Annotated in this window: 19 protein-coding genes; 7 read left to right on the top strand and 12 right to left on the bottom strand. The window is 38.6% G+C overall.

The genetic code is table 11. The features are described from left to right. Window positions 1-9 precede the first annotated feature (9 nt). Window positions 10-597 (top strand): DUF4202 domain-containing protein, encoded by a 588-nt coding sequence (locus tag I6F47_RS13955; RefSeq protein WP_197184039.1) that lies wholly within the window; start codon window positions 10-12, stop codon window positions 595-597. A gap of 41 nt (window positions 598-638) precedes the next feature. After that, window positions 639-1,142 carry a TFIIB-type zinc ribbon-containing protein gene (locus tag I6F47_RS13950; protein ID WP_197184038.1) on the top strand — a complete coding sequence of 168 codons (504 nt, stop codon included), beginning with the start codon at window positions 639-641 and terminating at the stop codon, window positions 1,140-1,142. 80 nt (window positions 1,143-1,222) lie between these two features. Here the strand turns inward: I6F47_RS13950 and der are convergent, their stop codons facing one another. From der to ndk, 9 genes are all read right to left on the bottom strand, one after another. Further along, the gene (gene der, locus I6F47_RS13945; RefSeq protein ID WP_024592997.1) at window positions 1,223-2,689 is read right to left on the bottom strand and encodes a ribosome biogenesis GTPase Der; all 1,467 of its coding nucleotides are present in this window, start codon (window positions 2,687-2,689) and stop codon (window positions 1,223-1,225) included. Between the two features lie 74 nt (window positions 2,690-2,763). Continuing rightward, window positions 2,764-3,942 (bottom strand): outer membrane protein assembly factor BamB, encoded by a 1,179-nt coding sequence (gene bamB, locus I6F47_RS13940; RefSeq protein ID WP_007583433.1) that lies wholly within the window; start codon window positions 3,940-3,942, stop codon window positions 2,764-2,766. 10 nt (window positions 3,943-3,952) lie between these two features. Next, window positions 3,953-4,573: a YfgM family protein gene (locus I6F47_RS13935; protein ID WP_007583431.1), complete on the bottom strand. Its 621-nt coding sequence runs from the start codon at window positions 4,571-4,573 to the stop codon at window positions 3,953-3,955. A 19-nt stretch (window positions 4,574-4,592) separates the two neighbouring features. Continuing rightward, the gene (hisS, locus tag I6F47_RS13930) at window positions 4,593-5,873 is read right to left on the bottom strand and encodes a histidine--tRNA ligase (protein WP_024604284.1); all 1,281 of its coding nucleotides are present in this window, start codon (window positions 5,871-5,873) and stop codon (window positions 4,593-4,595) included. A 398-nt stretch (window positions 5,874-6,271) separates the two neighbouring features. Continuing rightward, a complete protein-coding gene (gene ispG, locus I6F47_RS13925) occupies window positions 6,272-7,390 on the bottom strand; it encodes a flavodoxin-dependent (E)-4-hydroxy-3-methylbut-2-enyl-diphosphate synthase (protein WP_007583427.1) in 1,119 nt (372 codons plus the stop codon). A 5-nt stretch (window positions 7,391-7,395) separates the two neighbouring features. Further along, on the bottom strand, window positions 7,396-8,265 hold the full coding sequence (locus I6F47_RS13920) for a RodZ domain-containing protein (protein ID WP_024591180.1): 870 nt from the start codon (window positions 8,263-8,265) through the stop codon (window positions 7,396-7,398). Beyond that, a complete protein-coding gene (gene pilW, locus I6F47_RS13915; RefSeq protein ID WP_197184037.1) occupies window positions 8,262-10,100 on the bottom strand; it encodes a type IV pilus biogenesis/stability protein PilW in 1,839 nt (612 codons plus the stop codon). Before pilW ends, I6F47_RS13920 begins: the two co-directional genes overlap by 4 nt. A 126-nt stretch (window positions 10,101-10,226) precedes the next feature. After that, window positions 10,227-11,357, bottom strand: coding sequence for a bifunctional tRNA (adenosine(37)-C2)-methyltransferase TrmG/ribosomal RNA large subunit methyltransferase RlmN (locus tag I6F47_RS13910; RefSeq protein ID WP_007583420.1), 1,131 nt, complete (start codon window positions 11,355-11,357; stop codon window positions 10,227-10,229). A 167-nt stretch (window positions 11,358-11,524) separates the two neighbouring features. Beyond that, window positions 11,525-11,956 carry a nucleoside-diphosphate kinase gene (gene ndk, locus I6F47_RS13905; RefSeq protein WP_007377442.1) on the bottom strand — a complete coding sequence of 144 codons (432 nt, stop codon included), beginning with the start codon at window positions 11,954-11,956 and terminating at the stop codon, window positions 11,525-11,527. A 279-nt stretch (window positions 11,957-12,235) separates the two neighbouring features. On the opposite strand from ndk, the gene trhP reads away from it, so the two are divergent. Then, window positions 12,236-13,621, top strand: coding sequence for a prephenate-dependent tRNA uridine(34) hydroxylase TrhP (trhP, locus tag I6F47_RS13900; RefSeq protein ID WP_197184036.1), 1,386 nt, complete (start codon window positions 12,236-12,238; stop codon window positions 13,619-13,621). A 230-nt stretch (window positions 13,622-13,851) separates the two neighbouring features. Here trhP and I6F47_RS13895 read toward each other — a convergent pair whose 3' ends face one another. Next, window positions 13,852-14,232, bottom strand: a complete 381-nt coding sequence (locus tag I6F47_RS13895; RefSeq protein WP_197184035.1) for a GreA/GreB family elongation factor — start codon at window positions 14,230-14,232, stop codon at window positions 13,852-13,854. 626 nt (window positions 14,233-14,858) lie between these two features. On the opposite strand from I6F47_RS13895, the gene I6F47_RS13890 reads away from it, so the two are divergent. Next, window positions 14,859-15,731 (top strand): DMT family transporter, encoded by an 873-nt coding sequence (locus tag I6F47_RS13890; RefSeq protein WP_024591184.1) that lies wholly within the window; start codon window positions 14,859-14,861, stop codon window positions 15,729-15,731. Between the two features lie 44 nt (window positions 15,732-15,775). Here I6F47_RS13890 and I6F47_RS13885 read toward each other — a convergent pair whose 3' ends face one another. Continuing rightward, entirely contained in the window at window positions 15,776-16,669 is an 894-nt protein-coding gene (locus I6F47_RS13885; protein ID WP_197184034.1) for a LysR family transcriptional regulator, read from the bottom strand. Window positions 16,670-16,886: 217 nt separating this feature from the next. On the opposite strand from I6F47_RS13885, the gene I6F47_RS13880 reads away from it, so the two are divergent. Beyond that, the gene (locus tag I6F47_RS13880; protein WP_010554958.1) at window positions 16,887-17,135 is read left to right on the top strand and encodes a YfhL family 4Fe-4S dicluster ferredoxin; all 249 of its coding nucleotides are present in this window, start codon (window positions 16,887-16,889) and stop codon (window positions 17,133-17,135) included. Window positions 17,136-17,349: 214 nt separating this feature from the next. Continuing rightward, window positions 17,350-18,051 carry a metallophosphoesterase gene (locus tag I6F47_RS13875; RefSeq protein ID WP_197184033.1) on the top strand — a complete coding sequence of 234 codons (702 nt, stop codon included), beginning with the start codon at window positions 17,350-17,352 and terminating at the stop codon, window positions 18,049-18,051. Between the two features lie 350 nt (window positions 18,052-18,401). Here I6F47_RS13875 and I6F47_RS13870 read toward each other — a convergent pair whose 3' ends face one another. After that, a complete protein-coding gene (locus tag I6F47_RS13870; protein WP_197184032.1) occupies window positions 18,402-20,699 on the bottom strand; it encodes a hypothetical protein in 2,298 nt (765 codons plus the stop codon). 492 nt (window positions 20,700-21,191) lie between these two features. Here I6F47_RS13870 and I6F47_RS13865 point away from each other — a divergent pair, with 492 nt between their 5' ends. Beyond that, window positions 21,192-24,128 (top strand): TonB-dependent receptor, encoded by a 2,937-nt coding sequence (locus tag I6F47_RS13865; protein ID WP_197184031.1) that lies wholly within the window; start codon window positions 21,192-21,194, stop codon window positions 24,126-24,128. Window positions 24,129-24,751: the final 623 nt, after the last annotated feature.

Below are 24,751 nucleotides of genomic sequence, written 5' to 3'. Positions count from 1 at the left end.
AAGACCGTCATGTTTAATAAAGTAATAACGCTGATTGATGAAGCTAATAACCAAGACCCTAATACTGAGCAGCACAATGGAGAAAGTTTTCCAAAAGAGTATTTATACTCACAGCGTATGAGCGAAATGCTAACTCGCTTTAAACCTGATGCCGATGCACTCATGCAAATTGCAGTGCGTGCACAGCATATTCAGCGTTGGAAATCGCCACGTAGCGACTTTGAAATGAACAAGCAGGGTTATCATCAATGGCGTAGCGCACTTTATATTTTTCATGCGTCACTAGCCGTTGAATTAATGAAACAAGCTGGGTTTAACGATACTGACCAAAACCGTGTTTATAACGCTGTTGCTAAAAAAGATATTAAGCGCAATCCAGATAGCCAATTAGTTGAAGATGTAGCAAGTTTGGTGTTTATTGAACACTACATGCTTGGGTTTGCCAGTGCAAAACCAGATTACAATGAAGAAAAATGGATTGGTATTATTCGCCGTACATGGCAAAAAATGTCAGATGAAGCGCATGAGTTTGTACTTGCAGGTAATATTACATTGCCAACGCCACTTGTTGGGCTTATTCATAAAGCGCTTGAATAAAGTAGTGTAAGCTAGGTATTAAAATAAAAAGGATTTTTAGAATGTTATGCCCACGTACAAATGCCTCTCTTGAGCCGTTATTAATTGGCGGTATTACTGTTTACACTTCAGTGCAAGGTGGCGTATTTTTTGATAACAGCCAAATTTTTAAGTTTAGCTCGCCAGAGTTAAAGCATGGTCAGGTATTACTTAAACATTTAAGTAATTATATTGAAGGTGAGGGCGATGTCTCAATGCGAGTAAATTGTCCTAAATGCCCAAGTATTGTGATGATGCGCCGGTATTTTTCACCGCTTAAAGTGGTTGAAATAGACGAATGCCCAGGTTGTGCAGGCATATGGCTTGATAGCGGTGAACTGGCAAAAATACACGAAAACCATTTAACACCTAAAGAGCGAAAGCTATTAGCTCATGAAATGGCAACCAATCATGGCTTTATAACTATTAAATCACCTACTTCTAGGTTTACGCCAACTAATAAAAATAAAAATGCACATGAAGCCACGGTGGAGAACTTAGTGCGCTTAGCTTTACTTGGTTTGTAACTCTTAATAACATATTAAAACAAAAACGGCGTACTAAAAAGTACGCCGTTTTTATTGTAATAAACTAACTCTTGAAAAGTTTATTTATTACGGTTTTCTTTAGCAAATGCACGTATTTTACGCTTTTGCGACAGTGTTACTTTATTAACACGACCAGCAAATGGGTTTTCACCTTCTCTAAATTCGATTTTGATAGGTGTGCCCATAATTTTAAGCGCTTTACGGTAGTAGTTCATCAGGTAGCGTTTATAACTATCTGGTAAATCTTTAACTTGGTTACCGTGAATAACAATACGTGGTGGGTTATAACCACCGGCATGCGCATATTTGAGCTTAACACGACGACCACGAACAAGTGGCGGCTGGTGATCGGCTTGAGCCATGTCCATAATACGACGTAACATTGCAGTACTTATACGTTTAGTCGCTGATTCATACGCTTCGTCAACAGACTCGAATAAATGACCAACACCTGTACCGTGTAGTGCAGATATAAAGTGTAGGCGTGCAAAGTCAATAAAGCCTAAACGGCGATCGAGCTCTGATTTAATACGATCTTTAACGTAATCGTCTAAGCCATCCCATTTGTTCACTGCAATTACCAATGAACGACCTGAGTTAAGAGCAAAGCCTAATAAGCTTAAATCTTGATCAGAAATACCATCGCGAGCATCAACAATCAATAACACAACGTTACAATCTTCGATTGCTTGAAGCGTTTTAATTACAGAGAACTTTTCAACTACGTCGCTTACTTTTTTACGCTTACGAACACCTGCGGTGTCAATTAACACATACTCTTTTTCATTTCGAGTCATCGGAATGTAGATAGAGTCACGTGTTGTACCTGGCATGTCGTATACAATTACGCGATCTTCACCCAGTATACGGTTTGTAAGCGTTGACTTACCAACGTTAGGACGACCAATAATCGCAAGCTTTACAGGTTTGTCTGCAAATGCCTGGTGATCGGTATCGCTGTCTTCATCTTCTTCGTAAAGATTAATAAGCTCTTCGTCATCGCCTGTTACGTCTTCGTCTTGTGCAGCTAATTCAGCAATAAGCGGCTGAAGTGTTTGCTCAAGTAATAACGTAATACCACGGCCATGCGATGCAGCAATGTGATGAATTTCACCTAATGATAATTGGTAAAATTCAGCACAGTTTGAATCTGCATCAATACCATCGGTTTTATTGGCAACAACAAAACACTTTTTATCTTGTTTACGCAAGTGATTAGCAATTGCTTGGTCAGCTACGGTCATACCTACACGAGCATCTACTAAAAACAGAACAATGTCAGCTTCTTCAATAGCTAGCAGAGATTGATCTGCCATTTCGATTTCGATGCCTTCTTCTGAGCCATCAATACCGCCCGTGTCTACCACGATAAATTCATAGCCATCGTAACTAGCTTGGCCATATTTTCTATCTCGTGTTAAACCTGGAAAATCGGCTACGAGTGCATCACGAGTACGTGTTAAACGGTTAAATAATGTGGATTTGCCCACATTGGGTCGCCCAACTAGAGCGATCACGGGAAGCATAAACTACCTCTTTAAAAAACAACAAAAGGCTTCGCAGTGCGAAGCCTTAAAAAAACCATATGACTATTAGTAACTTAGTTTGGTATTTTTACCATACTAACTTCACCATCACGGGTGTATAAAATTAGCTTATCGTCGGCAACAACTGGCTCAACAAAAAAGCCCGAGCTGTCAAAGTCTTCACGAGATACTAGCTCGCCAGTTTCTTTATTTAGCCAATGTAGGTTACCTTCTTGGTCGCCTAAAGCTAAGTGGCTACCTGCAACTGCAGGGCCTGTTAGGTACCAACCGCGTAGAGCGGGTTGGCTCCAACGTTCAATACCTGAATTTTTATCTAATGCGTAAATAACACCATCGCTATCTACTAAATAAATTGTTTGTGCATCCATCGCAATTTCGCGGTAGCTGCTGTACTCGCGTTTCCATACAACATTGCCAGAGCGAATATCTACAGCGGCTAAGTTGCCGTTGTAAGCTATAGCGTAAGCGTATGGACCGCTAATAAGTGGTTGAGTGTCTACGTCAACTAGGCGTTCAAATTCTGATGCGCCTTTAGCAACCGCAATTTCTGCGCTCCATGCTGAGTAACCACTGTCTGAAATTAATACGCTTAGCTTGCCTGTTTCAAGGCCTACTAATACACCACCGTTAGCAACGGTTGGCGAGCTTTGTCCGCGTAATGTTAGTGGTGGAACTTCTTGTTCAAAGCTCCAACGCTCTTCGCCTGTATCTGGGTGAAGGGCTAACAATTTACCAGAGCCTAAATTTACAAATATTAAGCCATCGCCTGCTGTTGGTTTAGACAGAGATTCGCCTGGTACGTTTTTACGCCAAACTTCTTCACCAGTTTCGCGATCAAGAGCAATAATAAAGCCGTGTTCAGAACCAATATAAATTTTACCATAGGCTTGCAAAATACCACCTGATAATTTTGCATTACCGTTGTCAGCCCAAGGCCAAAACGATAAATCTTGGCGTACATCGGTTTCCCATTTTGTATCGCCATTATCAAGCGAAAGCGCTTCTACTTGGCCTTCGCGGCTAGCAACATACACAGTATCTTTGTAAACTGCGGGTGTTAAACGAGAAAAATAATGCTCTACGCCATCACCTACAGATTCTTGCCAAACAACGTCAGTTTCAAATTGGTTTACAATTTCAGGAAGTACTAGTTCATCTTCATCATCACTTGATGAACAACCCATCAATGTTGCCATACATAGGGCAAGGGCTGCTGTTGTAAATTTTTTCATGCCTAAAACCTTATGCCGCTGGGCTAGTTACTGCTAGGTCATCTAACTTAATTTGTAATAGTGGGTTACTTGTTAATCCACCCGCATCTATTGCTGCTTGGTATGCAGTACGTGCTTGATCTTTATTACCTTGCTCAGTGTAAATATCGCCTTTAAGCTCGGCCACGTTTGCATTGAACGCTTCAGGTAATGGTGCATTTAATGTTGTTAATGCATCGTCATATTTAGTTTGCGCAATTTGAACACGTGCTAAACGTGTAATCGCAATTGCTTTTAATTCTGTATTTGGCGTATTAGACACAACCCAGCTTAGCTTTTCGCTTGCTACGTCTAGTTTTTTCGCTTCTACTGCGTCTTTTGCAGCAACGAATGCAGCAAGTGTTGCGTAGTTTGTGTCTTTATTTTCGCTAATAAACGCATCAGCTGAAGATAAAACATCATCGCTTTCAACAAGCGCTGTATATGAATCTGATGCTTTTTCAGCGGTAGTAATTTGGTTTTGGTTATATGCTTTCCAGCCATATAAGCCACCTAGGCCAACAAGTATACCTAGCGCAAGTGAAATGCCGTTTTCACGGAAAAAGCGTTTAATGGCTTCTGCTTGTTGTTCTTCTGTTGAATAAATATCCATTCTTACCTCTAATGTTCGCTTAGCCGTTAATAAGCTCAGCTAATAGCGCTTTAGCTTGTTCTAATTCTAATGTGACTTGTTCTTTACGCTCGCGTAAATACTTGATAGTCACAACGCCTTTTTCTAATTCATCTTCACCAATAATCACTGCAACAAGTGCATCGCTTTTATCAGCACGTTTTAATTGTTTTTTAAAGTTGCCGCCGCCCGCATGTACCATAACGCGTAAACCCGGTACGTCTTTACGTAGTTGCGCTGCAATTGCAGGAGCTTGAATGCTTGCTTTGTCGCCCATTGCTGCTAAATATACATCAGCATTACGACGAATGTCACCTACACACTCAAGTGCTTGTAGTAATAATACTAAGCGCTCTAGACCCATTGCAAAACCAACTGCTGGCGTTGCTTTGCCGCCAAGTTGTTCAACTAAGCCATCGTAACGTCCGCCAGCACATACAGTGCCTTGTGCACCTAAACTGTCGGTTACCCATTCAAATACAGTGCGGTTGTAGTAGTCTAAACCACGTACTAACTTTTCATTAACCGTATATGAGACGCCAGCAGCGTCTAAACGTTCACATAAATTTGCAAAATGTTCTTTTGATTCAGCATCTAAATTTTCAGACAATTTAGGCGCATCAGTTAAAATTGCTTGTACGTCTGGGTTTTTGCTATCAAGTACGCGTAATGGGTTTGAATACATACGACGTTTTGAGTCTTCATCAAGCACATCAATGTGTTGCTCAAGGTAGGCTACTAACGCATCACGGTAATCTGCACGCGCTTCGTTAGACCCTAAAGAATTTAGCTCCAAACGAACGTGCTCAGTAATACCAAAAGCTTCCCATAGTTGCGCTGTTAATAAAATAACTTCTGCGTCTATATCTGCTGTAGCAATACCAAATGTTTCTAAACCAAATTGGTGAAACTGACGGTAACGACCTTTTTGCGGACGCTCGTGACGAAACATTGGACCCATATACCAAAGGCGTTGTTCTTGATTATATAGTAAGCCATTTTGGTTGCCAGCACGTACGCATACTGCGGTGCCTTCTGGGCGAAGTGTTAATAAGTCGCCATTGCGATCGGCAAAGGTGTACATTTCTTTTTCTACTATATCGGTAACTTCACCAATAGAGCGTTTAAATAAGTCGGTTGATTCTACAATAGGAAAACGAATTTCTTGATAACCGAACGATGCTACTGTCTCGCGTAAAATGTTTTCTACTTTCTGCCAAACTTGTGTATCGCCCGGCAGACAATCGTTCATACCGCGAACTGCCTGAATTTGTTTTGCCACTGATAAATCCTAAATGCTGTTTTTTTGTGTAATGAAAAATGCTTACACAACAAGAATGCTAAAAATTGACCCGCCATTATATACCCAAACCACCCCAAGATGCGAGTTTCAGTTGGAATTAAAAGCGATTTAGGCAAGGCATTGATTGAAAGTAATAGTGCTTCTATTGTTAAAATCAATAACGCAGTATAAATCGCTTTTAAACCAACCCGTTGGGCGGTTCACAGACACTTACTCTCATCGTTGTTACTTTTTAAAAGGGATTGCCATTCTTGCAAAGTAACGCCTTGATATTAAGAGCCTGTGAAACGCTGAATTCTGTATCTTGGGGTCGTTTGGGTATCCACTAGCTATAAAGGTAAACGGCAAACCACGGGGTTTGCCACCTTAAACGGTATTTATTCGACTATTTTTATGTCAATCGGTGTTTGGCTCTGCTTTTTTTCTATAAAGTCGCGTACATAACCTTCAAGCTGGTCAACAATGTTGTTGTTATCAATGCGCGCTTTTTGGCGTTCGCCATTTATATACAAACCAGAACGACGATTTGCACCGGCAAGCCCTATATCACTCACAAGCGCTTCACCTGGTCCATTTACAACGCAACCAATTACCGAAACTGACATAGGTTCGATAATATCCTCTAAGCGCTCTTCAAGTTGGTTCATGGTGCTTACTACATCAAACTCTTGGCGTGAGCAGCTAGGGCAGGCAATAAAGTTAATTCCACGCGAACGAATGCGCAATGAATTTAAGATATCAAAGCCGACTTTAATTTCTTGTACCGGGTCGGCAGCAAGTGATACACGCAGGGTATCGCCAATACCTTCGGCAAGAAGCATACCTAAACCTACTGCAGATTTAACAGAGCCTGAGCGCATGCCGCCCGCTTCGGTAATACCTAAATGCAGTGGTTGGTCTATTTCTTTAGCGAGTAAGCGATATGCACCTACAGCTAAAAATACGTCAGACGCTTTTACTGATATTTTAAATTGGTCAAAATCAAGGCGGCGCAATATATCTACATGGCGCATTGCTGATTCTAATAAGGCTTCTGGTGTTGGTTCGCCGTATTTTTCTTGTAAGTCGCGCTCTAGTGAACCGCCATTTACACCAATACGAATAGGAATGTTGTGCTCGCGTGCTGAGTCTACTACGGCTCTAATACGCTCTTCACTACCTATATTGCCCGGGTTTATACGCAGACAATCTACACCGTATTTTGCTACTTTTAAGGCAATACGATAATCAAAATGAATATCTGCAACTAGCGGAATCGTTACTTGCTCTTTTATACTTTTAAACGCTTCGGCTGCATCCATTGTTGGTACTGATACACGGACTATGTCGGCACCTGCATCTTGTATTGCCTGTATTTGTGCAACAGTTGCATCAACATCCATGGTGTCGGTGTTGGTCATTGATTGCACTGCAATAGGGGCACCATCACCAATAGGGACGTTACCTACATTGATTCGGGTGGATTTTCTGCGTTTAATTGGAGATTCTGAAAACATAGCGACTACTCTGCTAGTGGTAATGTAAATTTGGCTAAACGGTTTTGAGGAAATGCAGAAACATCTACAGGTTCACCGTTTAAAGTAATGTCTACAGCGTCATGCTTACCAAGCACAACTGAAAAAGGAGGCGTACCGCTTACGGTCATAATATAGCCTGCTTTTTTAACGCCGAATGCTATTTTTTCGCCTTCGCCGTCGTAAATTTCAACCCAACTTTCGCCATTAAAGTTCATGACAATTGTGCTGCTAGCATCTTCTTGGCTTGCATTGTTAGAAGCAATAGGAGCCGTTTCTTTAACTATTTCTGGGCTTGTTGATGTTTCACTAGACGTGCTTTGTGATTCTAATAATGATTCATCGTCAATTTCGGCTTGTTGCTGTTGCTCTGAAATACTGGGTTGAGCGGCTTGGCGCTCGCTCATTTTTGAGTTGGCAACGTTTATGTTACTCGTTTGCTCTTCAATAGGTGTCGCGTTTTGCCAAAACCATAAAGCAGATGAGCCAATAACAATCGCTAAAATTAAATAGCTAAAAAACATTAAACGACTGTCGTTTGCTTCTTTTTCTGTACGGCGTGAAAAACTCTGCATATTAGCGGGTTTAGCCGGCTCCGGTGGGGCTGGCATCATTGCTAATATAGGTGCGCTATCTACTTTTAATTCACGGCAATAGTTTTTTATATAGCCTTTAACAAAAGTAATAGGGCCGAGTAATGTAAATTCATCATTTTCAAGGCGTTTAATTTGAAGTTCAGACAGCTTTAACGGTGCAGCAATAGTCGCTATGCTAACGTTCGCTTGTTCTCTGTGATTTTTTAATATTTGGCCTACAGTTGGCTGTTCGCTCTGTGTTTGCGTATTTTCTTCATTCATAATGTGTATGAGTCTGGATCCACTAGTAAAAGTTTGTGCCCTGGTTTTAGTGCTATATCAGGACTTAATTTATTCCATCGCATTAATTCATCAATTAATACATGCCGCTGGGTAGCTATATCGTAAAGGGAATCACCAGCTTTAATTTCGTAATAAATATTTGGATCGTTTAGGTATATTTTACTTCCATTCATTACCCGATCCGACTCTTTTAGACCATTCCATTGCAGGAGCTTTTGTAGTTTAACATTGTATCGCACCGAAATGCTAAATAGGTTTTCGCCAACAGCAATTACGTGAAATGGCACGCGTAAAGGCGATACTTTAGGGTTAAGCATTGGGAGCTCTGTTTTTTGTACTGCTTCGTAACTTTTAAATTCAATATCTGCATCATTTTGATAGCTGCTATTTTCAAATACAGTTGTATTTTTAGTCGCTTCGTAGAATACCACGTCACTATTATTTTTTTGAGCGGTAACTGCAGGAACTGAATTACTATAGTTACTAGTTTGCTGCGAATTAAACTGGCCTGTTTTAGGTGCGCCAAACGAAATTATTGTAACTTCGTCATCAGCTTTAGTTGGTTGCTTTGCTGCTATAGCTTCTTTTTGAGGTTCGTAAACGGGCTTAGCTTTTTTAGGTGCAGCTACTACGGAATCTGCAGAGTCGTGCTCAGTAGTAAGTGCAAGCATAACAGCCGATGTATCGGTAGGTTTGCTTGGCGCTACGACTTTAGGAACTTCTTCTTTTTGAGTTGTTATTTGTTTTGCTATTACGGCTGTTTCATCGGCTTGCTTACTGGCCGTGTTTTGTACCGCCTTAGCTTGCTTTTCTCTTACTATAACTGGATTTACATCTTGGTTATTTGCTGTTGCGATCTTTTTATCTGTTTTTTGTTCGTTGTTTGTTACCAAGCTTGTTGAACCGTCTTGTGGTGAACGTTTCTTTCTGATTACTTTTATTTTTGGTTTTGAACTAACGTGCGCGCCGCTTTCGTCATTTTTTAGTTCTTTTAACTGCGCTTTGCGGTATTTTTCTCGCAGTATTTCAAACTCATTAAAACGTGTTCTTTTCTCTTTTAATGCATAGGCTTCGTTACTGCTAGAGTAAGTTTGTAAAATAGTGCTGGAAATTTTTTCAGCCTCTTCTATTCTGCCCATTCTGTTTTTTACAAGGTAGCTAAGCATTAATGCGCGAGAAGATACTCGACCTGTGCTTTCGTAGCGTTTTAAAAGTTCACTGGCTTTGTATAAGTCACTTTTTGCGTAATACAGCGCTGCTAAACTAATTAACGTAGATGTACGCTGAGAGCTGTGATTAAGTGCCTGTTGAAAGTAACTTTCTGCATTTTCAAAATCATCAAATTCAATAGCACACAAGGCTAAATTTTCGTAACTTTCGGCAACGCGAATATAACTTGGTACTTCAATGGCTTTTAAAAATTGATCAGTTGCACGATCGTATTCATCAATACCACATAAAAACACGCCGTAGTTATTAAGGGTATTAGGATCGTCAGGCTTTATTTCGAGTGCTTTTTGGTAGGCTTTATCAGCTAGCGGGTTTTCGCCTACTTGTTGATAGTAATAAGCAAGAGAGTAATGTACTTCAGGTAGGTCAGGAGCAAATGCAGCTGCACGTTCTAAATTGTATTTGGCTTGAGAGTTATTACCCGTTTTTAAATACTGTAGGGCTAAAGCAATTCGTGTTCGTGCTGCGCCAGTATTATTAATTTTATTTTCGACGACGGGCTTATTACTGCCGTTATAACTACTTTCGCTAACACAGCCACTTAAGGCAAGTGTTGATAGTGTTATAGCAAGTATAGATCGCATTACCTTATCTCTTTATTTTTAGTCCATGGCGCCTATCTTACCTAAAACCTTTGTTGTTGCATCATTTATTTAAAAATAAACAACTTAACCACCCTACATGACTAATTAACATAGGGTGGTTACAGATTATGCTTGGTGGATATTAACGCTAATTGCGTTATCGTCACGCATTTTCTTTTTAGCTAAACGTTTAGTACGGTCAACTACATCACCTACTAACTGTCCGCAAGCGGCGTCAATATCGTCCCCGCGAGTACGACGAACAATACAGGTAACGCCTGCTGCTTGTAATACTTTTGAAAAACGGTCAATACGGCTATTGCTTGAGCGCGTGTATTCATTACCCGGGAACGGGTTAAACGGAATAAGGTTTACCTTACAAGGTGTGCCTTTTAACGTTTGCACTAATGCATGCGCCTGATCGGTGCTGTCGTTAATACCGTTAAGCATCACGTATTCAACCGTTACATCTTTATTTGCTTTTGAGCCATCGATATAACGACGACACGAGGCTAAAAATTCTTCAATAGGGTACTTTTTATTAACTGGCACTAAAATGTCACGCAGTGCGTTATCGGGTGCGTGAAGTGAAATAGCCAGTGCTACGTCAATTTTCTCTTTTAGTAAATCAAGAGCAGGTACAACGCCTGAAGTACTTAATGTTACGCGGCGCTTAGATAAACCAAAGCCCCAATCGTCCATCATTAGTTCCATTGCTGGCACTACGTTTTTAAGATTAAGTAAAGGCTCGCCCATACCCATCATTACAACGTTAGTTACTGGGCGCTTTTCGCTATGACCATCAAGGCCTATATCTTTAGCTACACGCCAAACTTGACCAATAATTTCAGATACTTTTAAGTTACGGTTAAAGCCTTGTTGAGCAGTAGAACAAAAAGTACATTCAAGAGCACAACCCACTTGTGATGATACACATAACGTAGCGCGCTCTTTTTCAGGGATCCAAACGGCTTCTACTTCTTGGCCGCCTTCAAGAATAAGCGCGTACTTAATAGTACCGTCGCTCGCTTGTTGGCGCACAGTAATTTCTGGCGCTACAATTTCGCACTCAGCTTTAAGTTTTTCTTTAAGCTTTTTGTTTACGTTGCTCATATCGTCGAAGTTATCTACGCCAAAATGATAAATCCATTTCATCACCTGGTCACTACGAAACGGCTTTTCACCGAACGATGCAAATAGCTCGCGCATTGCTTCTCGGTTTAAATCTAATAAGTTAATCTTTTTTTGCTCGGTCATGAAACAACCTCAATCGGTGACGGTGGAGATAAAATTTACGAGGACGAATTGTACACAATTCACTCACTTTAATCATTAAGTAAAACATCATGAGTTTCTGATTAATACTTTACGTAATGACTAAAAAAGGGCCCGAAAGCCCTTTTCAATATGTTAACGAATTCGAATTAACGAGTACGTGAACAAAGCTCTTCGTCAGCGAAGAAGTACGCGATTTCGCGAGCAGCAGATTCAACAGCGTCAGAACCGTGAACAGCATTTTCGTCGATGCTATCAGCGTAGTCTGCACGTAAAGTACCAGCTAGTGCTTCAGCAGGGTTAGTAGCACCCATGATTTCACGGTTTTTAAGAACAGCGTTTTCGCCTTCAAGAACTGTAACCATTACTGGACCAGATGTCATGAAAGATACTAAAGCACCGAAGAAAGGACGTTCGCTATGTTCAGCGTAGAAACCTTCAGCTTTCTCTTGTGAAAGGTGAACCATTTTAGCTGCAACGATTTTAAGGCCAGCAGATTCGAAACGGTTGTAGATAGCGCCAATGTGGTTTTTAGCAACTGCATCAGGTTTTACGATTGAAAAAGTACGTTCTAAAGCCATCTTTATGCTCCAATAATTTTAAGTAAAAGTGTGAATATTAACGGGCGCGAATTATACGCGTTTTAAGTGAAAAATCCTAATTTTATTAAAAACCAGTTTGGTTGCCGTTTTGTGATCTCGATCAAACGCAAATTATTGACCGCATTTATACTGCCGCGCTTCTGTTTACTTATTTGTTAATGACTAATCTGAATTCTGCTTGGGATAGATTTATTTTTCAGAGTTCAGGTTAACTACTTATGCAACTGGCTTAAACCCAGTTTGATATATGGAGCGCACATGTCACCCGTTATTTCTTCAATGCCTTTTATTCCTGAATTACTATGCCCCGCAGGCAGTTTAAAAAACATGCGCTACGCTTTTGCTTATGGCGCAGATGCGGTTTATGCAGGGCAGCCTCGCTATAGTTTGCGTGTGCGCAATAATGAGTTTGACCTAGACACTCTGCAAGTAGGAATTAGTGAAGCGCATGCGCAAAATAAAAAGTTTTATGTGGTGTCTAATATTGCACCGCACAACGCTAAAGTTAAATCGTATTTACGTGATATAGAACCGGTTATTGCGATGAAACCCGATGCGCTAATTATGTCAGACCCTGGTTTAATTATGCTGGTTCGTGAAAAATGGCCGACTATGCCGGTTCATCTATCAGTGCAGGCAAATGCAGTTAACTACGCAAGCGTGCAATTTTGGGCAAAACAGGGGATTGAACGTGTTATTTTATCGCGGGAGCTGTCGCTCGAAGAAATAACCGAAATACGCACACTCTGCCCAGACACCGAACTTGAAGTGTTTGTACATGGTGCGCTTTGTATGGCATATTCGGGGCGTTGTTTACTCTCTGGTTATATAAACAAGCGCGATCCAAATCAAGGGACGTGTACTAATGCATGTCGTTGGGATTACGATGTAAAACCTGGTGTTGAGAACGAAACCGGCGAAATGGTGCATAAAATTGACCCCAAACAGGTGATTCCAACACTAGGTGAAGGCGCGCCAAGCAAAGATGTATTTATGCTAGAGGAACAAGGTCGCCCTGGTGAGTATATGCCTGCGTTTGAGGATGAACACGGCACGTATATTATGAACTCAAAAGATTTACGCGCTGTGCAATATGTAGAGCAGTTAACAAAAATGGGTGTACATAGTTTAAAAATAGAAGGGCGTACTAAGTCATTTTATTATGTAGCGCGCACAGCACAAGTTTATCGCAAAGCAATAGACGACGCAGCTTCGGGTAAACCATTTGATACTAACTTATTTAAAACACTCGAAAATCTAGCGCATCGTGGTTATACCGAAGGCTTTTTAAAACGCCATGCCCATCAAGATTATCAAAATTATGAATACGGTCATTCGGTATCAACTAAGCAGCAATTTGTGGGAGAAGTACTTGAGCGCTGCGAAAATGGATTAGTTGAAATAGACGTTAAAAATAAATTTTGTACAGGTCACTCCTTAGAGCTTATGACACCACAAGGTAACATTACTTTTAAGCTTGAATATATGGAAAACAAAAAGGGGGAAACTATTAGCGATGCTAAAGGCTCTGGTCACATTGTAAAAATACCGCTAAATGAAGGCATTAACTTAGCGCACGCTATTTTAATGCGTAATCTTGAGGAACACCAAGATACTCGTAATCCATTTAAACAAGCTGTTTAGCTACAGCTGAATATAGTTTTTTCAAAAAACTCGGGGTTATAAAACCCCGAGTTTACGACTTTATTTAAAATAATATTGATTATTTTTCAAGTTGCTTTAGCTTATCTCTTCGCTCTTTACGTTTTTGTTTTAATGTTTTGCTTGCATGTTTTTTAGGTTTTTCTTTACTCATTACAAATAACTCCAATTAAATATATAAAATTAATAAATAAAAATTGAAATAATTTACTCTATATTTCCTCCTTAATATTAATGGCTATTATTTCCCAAAGGTGGGATTCCCCAGCTTCTTTATATTCAATAATATGATTTATTTTATGCCCTAAAAGAGCGACCCCAAGAGGAGAGTGAAATGATACGTCATTAATAAAGTGCCTTCGTTGGTTTGGAGGCACTAAAGTTATACGGCGCTTAGAACCGGTGGTTATATTTTTAATAACCACCGTGCTATTAATTTGTACATGCGGATTGAATTTTGACCAAGGCCGCTGTGAATACTCGACTTCTTGTAGTAAATACGCAAGCTTCAGCGGTTGTGATAGTACCGCTGAGTCTGTGAAGTCATTTTTAGACAGGAAAGATTTTTTACGCTCGAACAGAAAAGAAAGCACGGACTAATCCCCACAAAAACTAAATCGAATTTAAATATATAAAGGTACAGTGTAACTGCCGAGTGTAAGGGTTACACTCGGCTTAAATTCCGAAGGTGGTATTTGTTTTTAGCAGGTATGTGATTAAAGTAAACATATTATCCTCTTTGTTTAAATCAATCATATTGAGTTTAAAAATAAAGTCAATTGAGTTTTAGGTTAAAAATATATTGGCGATAAAATGACAGTTTAAAACTGTTTTTTATGTTTTTATAAATTCGTTTTTTTCCACTAAATTGTTGTTATTTCTGTGTGTTAGTTGCTCACTATGTGATTGAAGTTGAGCGACTAAATAGTTAAGTGCTATTTATGGGATCTATAGTGCCACTTATGCCTATTTATAATATTTATAGATTAAATATACTGGTGTTGTTGTTTATTAAAGTGTAATTGTGTGGCTAGTATTTTATTATGTGAAGTCTAAGCTGCTTATTTTATAGAGTAGAAGCTAGGTATCGGGTAACGCTTTTGTAGTGGCTACGTGTTTTACAGCAGAACCTTTATGTAATAGTCATTGCATTCAACAATGTTAAATAACCACTTTTTATTCGGGTTTATCAAAGTAAATTATAAAGGGTCTCATTTATATGTGGATAATTTTTGCATTACTCGCCACTGTTTTTTTTGGTGCGCGAGGAATAATGTACCAATGGACTTCACAAAAAAAGATTAATCGTAATCTATTATTATTCGGTGTTTTTTTTGTGGGATTTATAATTAGTGCGCTAGGTACTGTGGTGTTTGAGCACACATGGTACGGCTGGGCTGATATTACGGTTGGGCTCGCTTTAGGTTTTGGATCTTTTGCGGCTAATGGGTTTTTGCACAAAGGGTTTTCGGTTGGGAAAGCGTCTTTAATTAGCATCCTGTCGGGGTTAACGCCTTTATTTGTACTTTTATTTGCCTTTTTATTATGGCAAGAAACCTTAACTGTTATTCAATTAATCGGCTTTTTTATTATTTTTGGCGGCCTTTATATTATTCGCTACTCCAGCGATATCTCATTAAGTAATTTACAAGGCGCGCAATGGGGATTACTCGCGGCACTGTCTTTTGCATTTAATGATTTAATGGGTAAGCAATCAACGCTTCTTGAGGCGGATACGTTTGCAACTTTAACGTCTATGTTTGGTTTTGGTAGCTTTCTTTTTGCCGTTAGTTGGTTAGTAAAGCGTAAAAAAATGCTAGCAGAGCAAGGCTCTTCTCAAGCGTATTGGTCTGCCGGTAAAACATTTTCGTGCGGGTTACTTATTGGTTTAACAAATGTAGCTGGCATGGTTGCAATAATATCGGCTTTTGCTATTGGTAATACAGGGCTAGTTTCAGCGATTTCAGGTATGAATATTTTAATTATTTTGTTGTATTCACGCATCATTCTAAAAGAGTCTTTTACACGCCAAGAAGTTATAGGATTAACAACGGCATTTTTAGGTGTAATTGTACTAAGGCTTAGTTTTTGAAAGATGAATTAGCTTAATTACTTTGCTGTGAAAAGCCTACACTGCTACATTTTAGTGAAGTGTTGCAGTGTATGCTCTATAAGTAATCGCACTCGATAAGGGATTTGTTTTCTGTCGCGATAAAGCATAGAAAATGGCTGCCCTTTACTTTGCCAGTCAGGAAGAATGTGTTTAAGCTTTCCGGCTTCAATAAGTGGTAATGCTATATAATCAGGAATGTAGCTAATACCTACGCCAGACTCAACGGCTTGTTTCATCATTTGAATTTCATCAACTTCCAATCGAACATGTGTGTTTGGGTTGAAGCTATATTCCTCGTTCGTGTGCTGATTTTTTAATTGCCACGGTACCAACCCAACGCACGTAACTTTTGGGTGATCTTCTAATTGCTTAGGATGAGTGATGGATTGATAATCATGATTTAAGTGAGTACATAATATATTGTGAGTAAGCTTAAGCTCCCTAATAACCCAATTATCAATGGCAGGATTTCTTACTCTAAACGCTATATCAATCCCTTCTTTTTCAATATCAATAAGGTTATTTGAAAAGCGTAAATCTAGTTGAATATCGGGATACTGCAGTAAAAAATTACAAAAAATAGCACTTAAAAAATGTTTACCCATGTAAATGGGTGCGCAGATCCTAATTTTCCCTTTAGGTTGGTCTTTCTCATCACAAAGTGCTTGCTCTATACACTCTACTTCATCGAACAGTTTACGATAGCGATCGTAATATAACTCGCCAGTATGCGTAAGTGTAACTCGATGGGCATCTCGATTTAGTAACGTTAATTGAAGTGCTTGCTCTAATAAACGTATTCTACGGCTTAAAGTTGATAGTGACATATCAAGGCTTATTGATGCTTTTTTAAAGCTACCTAATTTTACTATGGTGCAAAAGTAACGTAAATCATCGAGAGAATAACTAGCTGCCATCAGAACTACTTTATTGTTTAGGATGTAGACAATATTAACAGCGACGCTTTAAAATTTCATTAGAGAAGCCAGAAGTTTTTATTGATAAAGATCAACAAAGAAAAAGTCAATAAAATGCATAATCTAACGCTGTTAATCATATAATTTAAAATAAAGCAGTAAATGCTCTATTTTTTCATTTTTTGTTTTATAGGACTTTAATTAGAAAGGCTAAAAAGTGGCTCTACTCATAAATAGTAAATGCATTAACTGCGATATGTGTGACCCAGAGTGCCCTAATGAGGCTATTTATATGGGCGCGAAGATATACCAAATAGATGCTAATAAATGTACTGAGTGTGTAGGGCATTATGATAAACCTACTTGTGTAAGTGTATGTCCAATTGACTGTATAAAGCCCGATCCTAATAAGCGTGAAAGTTTAGATGAGCTGGCTGATAAGTTTGTGCTGCTAACGAACTTATAACTTGTTCAGGTATTTTGCTAAGCCGCTTTTTACTACTGGCTAAAAACTATCTACATTACTTATTTAGCTTGTAGTTAAAGTCCGCTGTCATACATTTTTAGTTTCAATCAAATTTTATTACCTTCATTAATTATCAATTATATTGTGTTACCTTAAGGCTTTATAAACTCAAGTATTAATCTAAGTTTTAGATTGCATTCTATAGGAGTCTATTTTGCATATAGGTATTAACGCTATTCAGGCTGTATCTTCAAAACAAGCAATATTTATTAATGATGAGTGCCGAGTATTTGTAATTGGCGATCTTGATGGTGATTTACCTGCCTTAAAAAACGCACTTAATAACGTAAATTTTAACCCTGAAAGAGATACTTTGTTTTGCCTAGGCGATTTTGTTGATCGCGGGGATAAAACATATGACTTATTTACATACTTACAAGCCATTAAGGCATGTATGATATTAGGTAATCATGAGCATTTAATGTTGGAATCATTATTAAGTAATGATAAAGCGGCTTTTAAATTATGGACTGACAATGGTGGCAATTGGCACAAGTCGGTATCGAGTGAAAAGCTCAATGTTATGTGCGATGAGTTACTAACTAAACCTCTTTCAATAGTACTTGAATATCGCGGTTATAAAGTTGGGTTGTCTCATACATTTGCACAATCGTGGGATTGGGAAAATTACCCTGATGATAAATCGGTGATTGTGCAATCTCTATTGTGGGATCGCGAAGTAGTTAAACAAAATAAGGTAGTTAAAAGTCATGGAGTCGACTTTTCAATACATGGACATAACTCAACTAAAGCACCTTTCTGGGTGGGTAATAGCTATCACATAGATACCAATTATTATGGTGGAAAGCCTACACTCTTAGAACTCTCTGATGTTATTAATAAATTAGAGAAGTAGTATAAAGTTCGTTGGTTGTTGACCTCATATAAGTTAATTTTCAGTAAAGTACTTTTTTTGCACAATACTAAGGATGCTAAGCGTGGATATGTGCTTTAAACAAATGATCAGAAAATTATAACTATATAAATACTGAATAGCTGCGGTATAAACTTTTTTGGGGCGATTTCTACTTTTTACAGAGATTAAATTATCCCCAGTTTGAAAAATTTAACCATTAAAGAATAGCAGTTCTTTAATGGTTAAATTTTACTGAAGGAGCTATGTAGATTTTAAATTACGGAGTAAATAGCTGTTTATTTTGTGTAAGTAAATATACAAGCTCCGTTATAACCCATAGATCATCTATATTATTCTGCTATAGCTACTTTCTCAGTCCAAGCTTCTGGCATGTTAAGTGCGCCAACCGCTTTTACCATACAGCGAATTTCTTTCCCAGATTCTTCACTCGTAATATCGTAGGTATTAGTTGCGGTGTATGTTAACGGATAACCATCAGCAAACCAATAATAACGAATATCTGTAATATCTTGTAAATTAGCTTGGCAGATTATGGTGCCACCAACTACTTTTTCTCCTGTAATAATTGGTTTACTGATAAAGGGTTTTGGGATTTTTATTATGTTTGATGTTTTTTGTAGTACTTCAATAGAGTCTATGGTGAAGCTTTCTTGATCGCTCGTCGGATTGCCATCGTAAGATCTGAGCGCATAGTCAAGTTGCAAATCAAGCCTTTCAAGATAAGTTGGTGCGGTTGGTACACGACCAACTTCAACCCACTTTTCATTCCCAGCTTCATCTTTAATAGTCACATTTATATAAGTCATGTCATTATCAATAACAAATTCCCAGGTGTGGTATTGCCCATCCCAAAATTCAAGACCACCTTCAATTTTACTTTTTTGCTCCGTCAGTTCTCCCCAATATGCTTTGTAACTTTTATAACTAGAGTCATCTTTTGCAAATATGTTTGGTACATGAGCATAGTGGTAATGAGAAGAAAGCCCGTTCAACCAAGCTCCATTTTTTCCATCGAATTCAAACCAATCTACTTCGATGCGGTTTGCTGTTCGCCAAAACAAAAAATCAGGATTATAAGACCAAAATGCTGGAAATAACCCCCCAGGCAAATCATTTTTGTTTATTTTAGGAAGCATACTACGAATTCGAAAAATTTTTGGCCCAGTCCAAGTATATCCATGTCCAAGATCATTCACGCTATAAAAAGCACTCGCTTTCCATCTTTCGTTTTGTTTTCGTAGCAAAAGAGATTGTTTTTTTTCATCTTCTTCATGGGGATAAACATTAAATGTTTCACTAGGAGGCATCAGCTGAGCACTCGCGCCAACTGCCGGATTAAACCCAGGTGCAGACCAAAGGTCAGATTCACCACTAAAACTCGCTTTTACTCGATTATTACGAAAGTCATCATAAAATACTCTTTCAAAGTCGTCTGTAGATACACGTTCCCCACCACCATTAATGCGTACTTCAGAGCTATTAATAGAGCTCCCCCAAGCCGTCCATTCTTTTTCATTATGAATATAACGATAAGGGAAGTCTTCAGCATCCATTACAGGTCTAATATTTTTATATGGATGCTTGTTTGGCAGATCAATTGAAGATATTCCATTACTAAATAACGCTTTATTAGTACTAAGACGATAAGCAGCCCAGCCAGTCATTTTTTGAACCATAGCTTCTGATGGTTCAGTTAAACCAAATACTAATGAATCATATGCCCAAGCCATATTACCAATATCTTTATCGCCAATGTATGAGGAAGTATTACTAATCCACTCGCCTGAAAAGCGATCTGGTTGGACTGTTTCACTAGATATTAATGTACCATTTACGGAGGCGAACATCTGACCATAGCGGATCCCGGCAACAATAACATTCCATGTTTTACCATCTGCGACCACGCCATTTTTAGTGGTCATAATTCGTTTATCAAGACCATTATTATTTAGACCGACATACTGAATACTTAGACCGTTTGTTTTGTTATACCAGATTTTAGGAGATGACTTATTTGAACCTTTACCATGGTTAATATCTAATAAAACCGTTTCAGAATTATTACCTGTATTAGCATCGATCCTAAAAGTAAAAAGCATCCATCTGTAATTCCATCTAGCATCGCGCTGACCAGGCATTATTAAATATTGCCCAGAATTCTCCGTAAATTCAATACCATTATTTTTTCTTGTTTTGGCTGGTTGAAGGGAGAGATTTGCTTGTGTTGCATTAGCTATAATAGTTCCGCGAGAAGAATGATTTATTACATTACCTATTACAGTGTCTTCTTGAAAATAAGCAGACATAAGCCACTCAGGAAAAAGGTTTAAAGCCCAAGGAACTTTGGTTGTGCTATCAATTGCGCGTTTGGGAATACGCAGCGATAATGGAAGTCGACCAGTGGTTTGCTCTAGTACTGTTACCTTACCATCATCATTAGTGTCGTAATTAGCGTTGATTTCTGGATATTTTCCCCCAAGAAAATCAAGTAACAATTTACGTTCGTAGTCATCATATAAGCCATTGTCATCTAGATCAAAGTTAGATTTTGCACTGTGGGCGTTGCTGTCATTGATAAACCAAATAATAAAACATACAGCAATGATTAATTTAATATTACTTTTCATAAATAAGCTCCTATTCAAGGTTAATTTATTAGGAATATTCATCCAAGCGAGTATTAAAATACAAAATATTGAATAAACAACGATATATAAACCAGTTATATTTAGTGGTGTTTTAGCATATGACTAGATTTATACGATAATTAAAAGTAAATATCTCCCTCTGTCACCAACTAATTCTTTAGGGTTGCGTTAAATATTTTTTATAGTTATAAAGTTCTTTAAATAACTTTAGTCTATATTCTTTGAAAATCTACCTAATACACCTTAAAAATAAATATTAGCTTAGGTATTAAAGGTGCTGTCTACATGAGCTTTTTATTCACTGTTGCCTGAAAGCAGCTCATCTAATTTTAAGCTCTCGTTAATAAAAGATTAAGTTTGGTTGTATAAAATTAGCAAAATTTTTTTCTTTGCGTCAATTTGATTGCTGCAGAATGATTAACTAACTTGCTTGAATCAACATAAGCAGCTTTAAACGGAATAGCACTTCCTATGACAGCACTTAGCTATAATAATAACTCAGTACACGCTTTGTCTAAACTTTCAAAATCAACATTGTGTCTTTCTATTTTATCCGCGATAGGTTGCGCCAATGCATTTAGTGCAGAAATAACCGAGGAAGCAAAAATAAAAAAAGATATAGAAGTAATAGAAGTACGTGGTATCCGTTCAAGCATGGCCGAAAACTTAGATGTAAAACGTATGTCTGGCTCTGTGGTTGATGCAATTACCGCGGAAGACATTGGAAAATCCCCTGATAAAAACGTTGCGGACTCTCTTCAGCGTGTACCTGGTGTGGTAATTGAGCGTGATGGTGGGGAAGGTTCATCAGTCAGTATTCGTGGTTTGTCGTCGGCGCTAACTTTTACACAGCTTAATGGTAATTTTATTGCGTCTTCTCCAGGGGAGCCTTCGCGTTCGTTTGATTATGCTTTGTTACCGTCTTCGATGATTGAAAGTGTAGAGGTTTATAAATCGCCAGAGGCACGCTTAGATGAAGGATGGGTTGGTGGTACTGTATTAATGCATAGCCGAAAGCCTTTGAGTATGGATGCAAACTCGGGTGTATTTAATGTAGAGAGTACTTACGCTGATGTTACAAAAGAGTACGAACCACAGTTTACGGGTTTATATTCATGGAAAAACGACGACGAAGACTTTGGTGTATTAGTTGGCTATACGTATCAGGAACGAACAAACAGGACACTTTCGGGAGGAACTGATGCAAATGTATGGCGCTACACTGGCGGTGGACAACCTACAGATATAAATGGTAACGCAGTTAATAACAATAATGGTTGGGATACTATTAATGATGCAAACGGCAACAGTTACGATGGAGTTTGGTTTCCACAAGTTGTGCGAGGTTCAGTTCTTAACGAAAAACGTGAGCGCGAAGGAATTCAAGTTAGTACACAGTGGCGACCAACAAATCGTTTAGAGCTTGGATTTAATTACTTTGGCTTTACACTCGGCCAAGACAGAACTGAATCTGTGATTGATATACCTGAGTGGTCTTTAAATCCTGATTTTTTAACTGATGTAAATCTTGATGAGTCGGGGAGTATTGTTACTGGTATACAATACGATGCGATGGCAAGCGGAACTGAAAGTGATATGCAGTTTCCGTGGATGCGCGGCAGTTATGTACGTGAAGAATCTACCTCAGATACTTTTGATTTTAATTTAACCTATGAAGGCGATAATTTTAAAGCGCGTTTTGTCGTGGGTAATACAAAATCAGAAGGAGGACCAGAAGAAAGTTGGGAAGCTGCATATAAAAGTTCAAACGCGGGCGAAAACGCCATTGCTATTCAAAATGCTGCTCAAACGGCTGGCTGGTCACTCAATCAAAATAATGTATCACTTAATATTGACCCAAATACACTAGCTAACTTGCAAAGTGGAATTGGAGGCGGTCGTGATGCGGGCTCTTCAAACTCAAGTTTTGTACGCAGTGAGCTTGAGGAAGATTACTACCAGGCTGATGTGGATTTTTATGTTGATTGGGGCTTTTTAAAAACAATTAGAACCGGTGTTAAATACCGTAACTCCACGCTTCATCGTGAAACTGGTAATACCTTCTTTTTAGATCCTAATTTTGATATAGCTGCAGGCGAAGCAAGCGAGCAAGGTATTACTCGTTTTGATAGCTACCAGTGGAATGGTGGAATGCCATTAGCTCAAAATGTATTTACAAGTGAGAGTAATATAGTAGGGGGTTTTGATATAAACCAAATGCCAAGTATCGACTGGGACAAATACCGCGATATGGTCACTGCTAACTATGTACCTTATACACGCATTGAAGATAACTTTGTTTACGACATTGAAGAGAAGATATCTGCTTTTTATATACAAGGCGATTTTGAATTTAGTGAAGTAAGAGGTAATTTGGGCGTGCGTGTTGTGCAAACAAAAACACTTACTTCATCTACTGACTTATATACCTATCAATTAGATCACACAAATGACGAAACAGGCGAGCCAGTAACTGGTGACGCACGCTTTGTAGAAGACTATCAATTAGTCACTCAACAAAACGAAGACACTCAAATACTACCAAGCTTTAATATAGCGTGGGATGCAACTGACGATTTAGTTATTCGTGGGGCAATAGCAAAAGTAATGTCTCGTCCTGATTACAGCGATTTAGGTGCGCAGCAGCGTATTACGTTTGTATCGGATGAATGGGCAAATGATAGAGCTGCATTTAATGAACAGTCAGGTTTTAGCGGCAGTGGTGGTAATAAAAACTTGAAGCCATTTGAATCGGTGCAAGCTGATTTATCTATTGAGTATTATTATGCAAAGGGTTCTGCGGTTGGATTGGCACTTTTTCATAAGAAAGTAGATAACTTTGTTGTGCCACTGATAATTGATGTAGAGCAAAACTTTGCCGGTAAAAATAATATAGTAGATGCAGGAACCATTAATATAGCTCCGTACAGTACTGTAGGTAATGGTACCGATGCAGTATCTAAAGGCGCGGAAGTATTTATCCAGCATGCATTTGATAATGGCTTTGGTTTTTATGCAAACTACACCTATAACAAAACCAATAAAGCAGATGTAACAGTAAATGGTGAAGAGTTTGGTCAGTCGGCATTAATAGGCAGTGCAAAGTATCAGTACAACACCTCTGTTTATTATGAAGGTGACGCTTTTAATGTGCGCGCTTCATATAACAAACGAGGGGAGACAGTATTAGGCCTTAATAGTGGTTTAAATGTATATCAAGATCCGTACGAGCAAGTTGATGTTAATGCATCGGTTAATTTGTATGAAGGGCTAAGCTTAACAGCTGCTGTTATTAATTTAACTAAGTCGGAATCGGTAACGCGTTTAGGTGATGATACAGATGCACGATTACTTAACTCAAGCTATTCAGGGCGACGCTATTACGCAGGCTTTAATTATAGTTTTTAATTAACTGCATACGTAATACTTTATTAAACGCCAACTAAAAAATGTAGTTGGCTTAGCCTAACAGCACCTAATATTGTAGTTTTATCTATGCAGATAGTTTAACTGCTCATATATTGGTTGTTTAATAGGCAAAAAAAGCTCTGCAGCCCTTTGTTTGTATAGCTTTCATACTAAATTCATTTAATTGTCAAAAAGCTGAAATAAAACATTGACCCCCGCTCGAATCTCCCTATAATGCGACCCCACTGAGACGGGAAACGCCAACGCATAGCGAGGCACGAACTACTCAGAGAGTTAAATAAAACTTCGGTTTTAAATTATCTAAAAAGAAAGTTTAAAACTAAGTGTTGACTCGAGAAATAAAGGGTGTATTATTCGCATCCCTTGAGGCGCTAAAGCGACTCAAAATGTTCTTTAACAATATAAAGCAATCATCTGTGTGGGCACTCGTACAGATTGAGTTCTAACAGCCAACCTACTTCGTTCTTTATTGAGCAAGTAACGAGGCAAACAAATTAGAGTCTCAATTGAAAACTGAGTGACCAACAGAATAGTTATTTCGGTAATTATTCGGCACAGTCAATTCAATATCGAAAGATATTAAAATAAATTCAGAATTCATT

It is taken from the genome of Pseudoalteromonas sp. NZS37 (assembly GCF_015864265.1).
In the GTDB taxonomy this organism is placed as follows: Bacteria; Pseudomonadota; Gammaproteobacteria; order Enterobacterales; family Alteromonadaceae; genus Pseudoalteromonas; species Pseudoalteromonas arctica.
The sequence above is the reverse complement of the archived record's forward strand: the minus strand, read 5'-3'. Positions and strand labels throughout refer to the sequence as shown.

What these genes read in the sequence shown, in the direction of transcription:
- I6F47_RS13955 (WP_197184039.1), top strand. Translation starts at nt 10, where the DNA reads ATGTTTAATAAAGTAATAACGCTGATTGATGAAGCTAATAACCAAGAC.
- I6F47_RS13950 (WP_197184038.1), top strand. Translation starts at nt 639, where the DNA reads ATGTTATGCCCACGTACAAATGCCTCTCTTGAGCCGTTATTAATTGGC.
- der (WP_024592997.1), bottom strand. Translation starts at nt 2,689, where the DNA reads ATGCTTCCCGTGATCGCTCTAGTTGGGCGACCCAATGTGGGCAAATCC.
- bamB (WP_007583433.1), bottom strand. Translation starts at nt 3,942, where the DNA reads ATGAAAAAATTTACAACAGCAGCCCTTGCCCTATGTATGGCAACATTG.
- I6F47_RS13935 (WP_007583431.1), bottom strand. Translation starts at nt 4,573, where the DNA reads ATGGATATTTATTCAACAGAAGAACAACAAGCAGAAGCCATTAAACGC.
- ispG (WP_007583427.1), bottom strand. Translation starts at nt 7,390, where the DNA reads ATGTTTTCAGAATCTCCAATTAAACGCAGAAAATCCACCCGAATCAAT.
- I6F47_RS13920 (WP_024591180.1), bottom strand. Translation starts at nt 8,265, where the DNA reads ATGAATGAAGAAAATACGCAAACACAGAGCGAACAGCCAACTGTAGGC.
- pilW (WP_197184037.1), bottom strand. Translation starts at nt 10,100, where the DNA reads ATGCGATCTATACTTGCTATAACACTATCAACACTTGCCTTAAGTGGC.
- I6F47_RS13910 (WP_007583420.1), bottom strand. Translation starts at nt 11,357, where the DNA reads ATGACCGAGCAAAAAAAGATTAACTTATTAGATTTAAACCGAGAAGCA.
- ndk (WP_007377442.1), bottom strand. Translation starts at nt 11,956, where the DNA reads ATGGCTTTAGAACGTACTTTTTCAATCGTAAAACCTGATGCAGTTGCT.
- trhP (WP_197184036.1), top strand. Translation starts at nt 12,236, where the DNA reads ATGTCACCCGTTATTTCTTCAATGCCTTTTATTCCTGAATTACTATGC.
- I6F47_RS13890 (WP_024591184.1), top strand. Translation starts at nt 14,859, where the DNA reads ATGTGGATAATTTTTGCATTACTCGCCACTGTTTTTTTTGGTGCGCGA.
- I6F47_RS13885 (WP_197184034.1), bottom strand. Translation starts at nt 16,669, where the DNA reads ATGGCAGCTAGTTATTCTCTCGATGATTTACGTTACTTTTGCACCATA.
- I6F47_RS13870 (WP_197184032.1), bottom strand. Translation starts at nt 20,699, where the DNA reads ATGAAAAGTAATATTAAATTAATCATTGCTGTATGTTTTATTATTTGG.
- I6F47_RS13865 (WP_197184031.1), top strand. Translation starts at nt 21,192, where the DNA reads ATGACAGCACTTAGCTATAATAATAACTCAGTACACGCTTTGTCTAAA.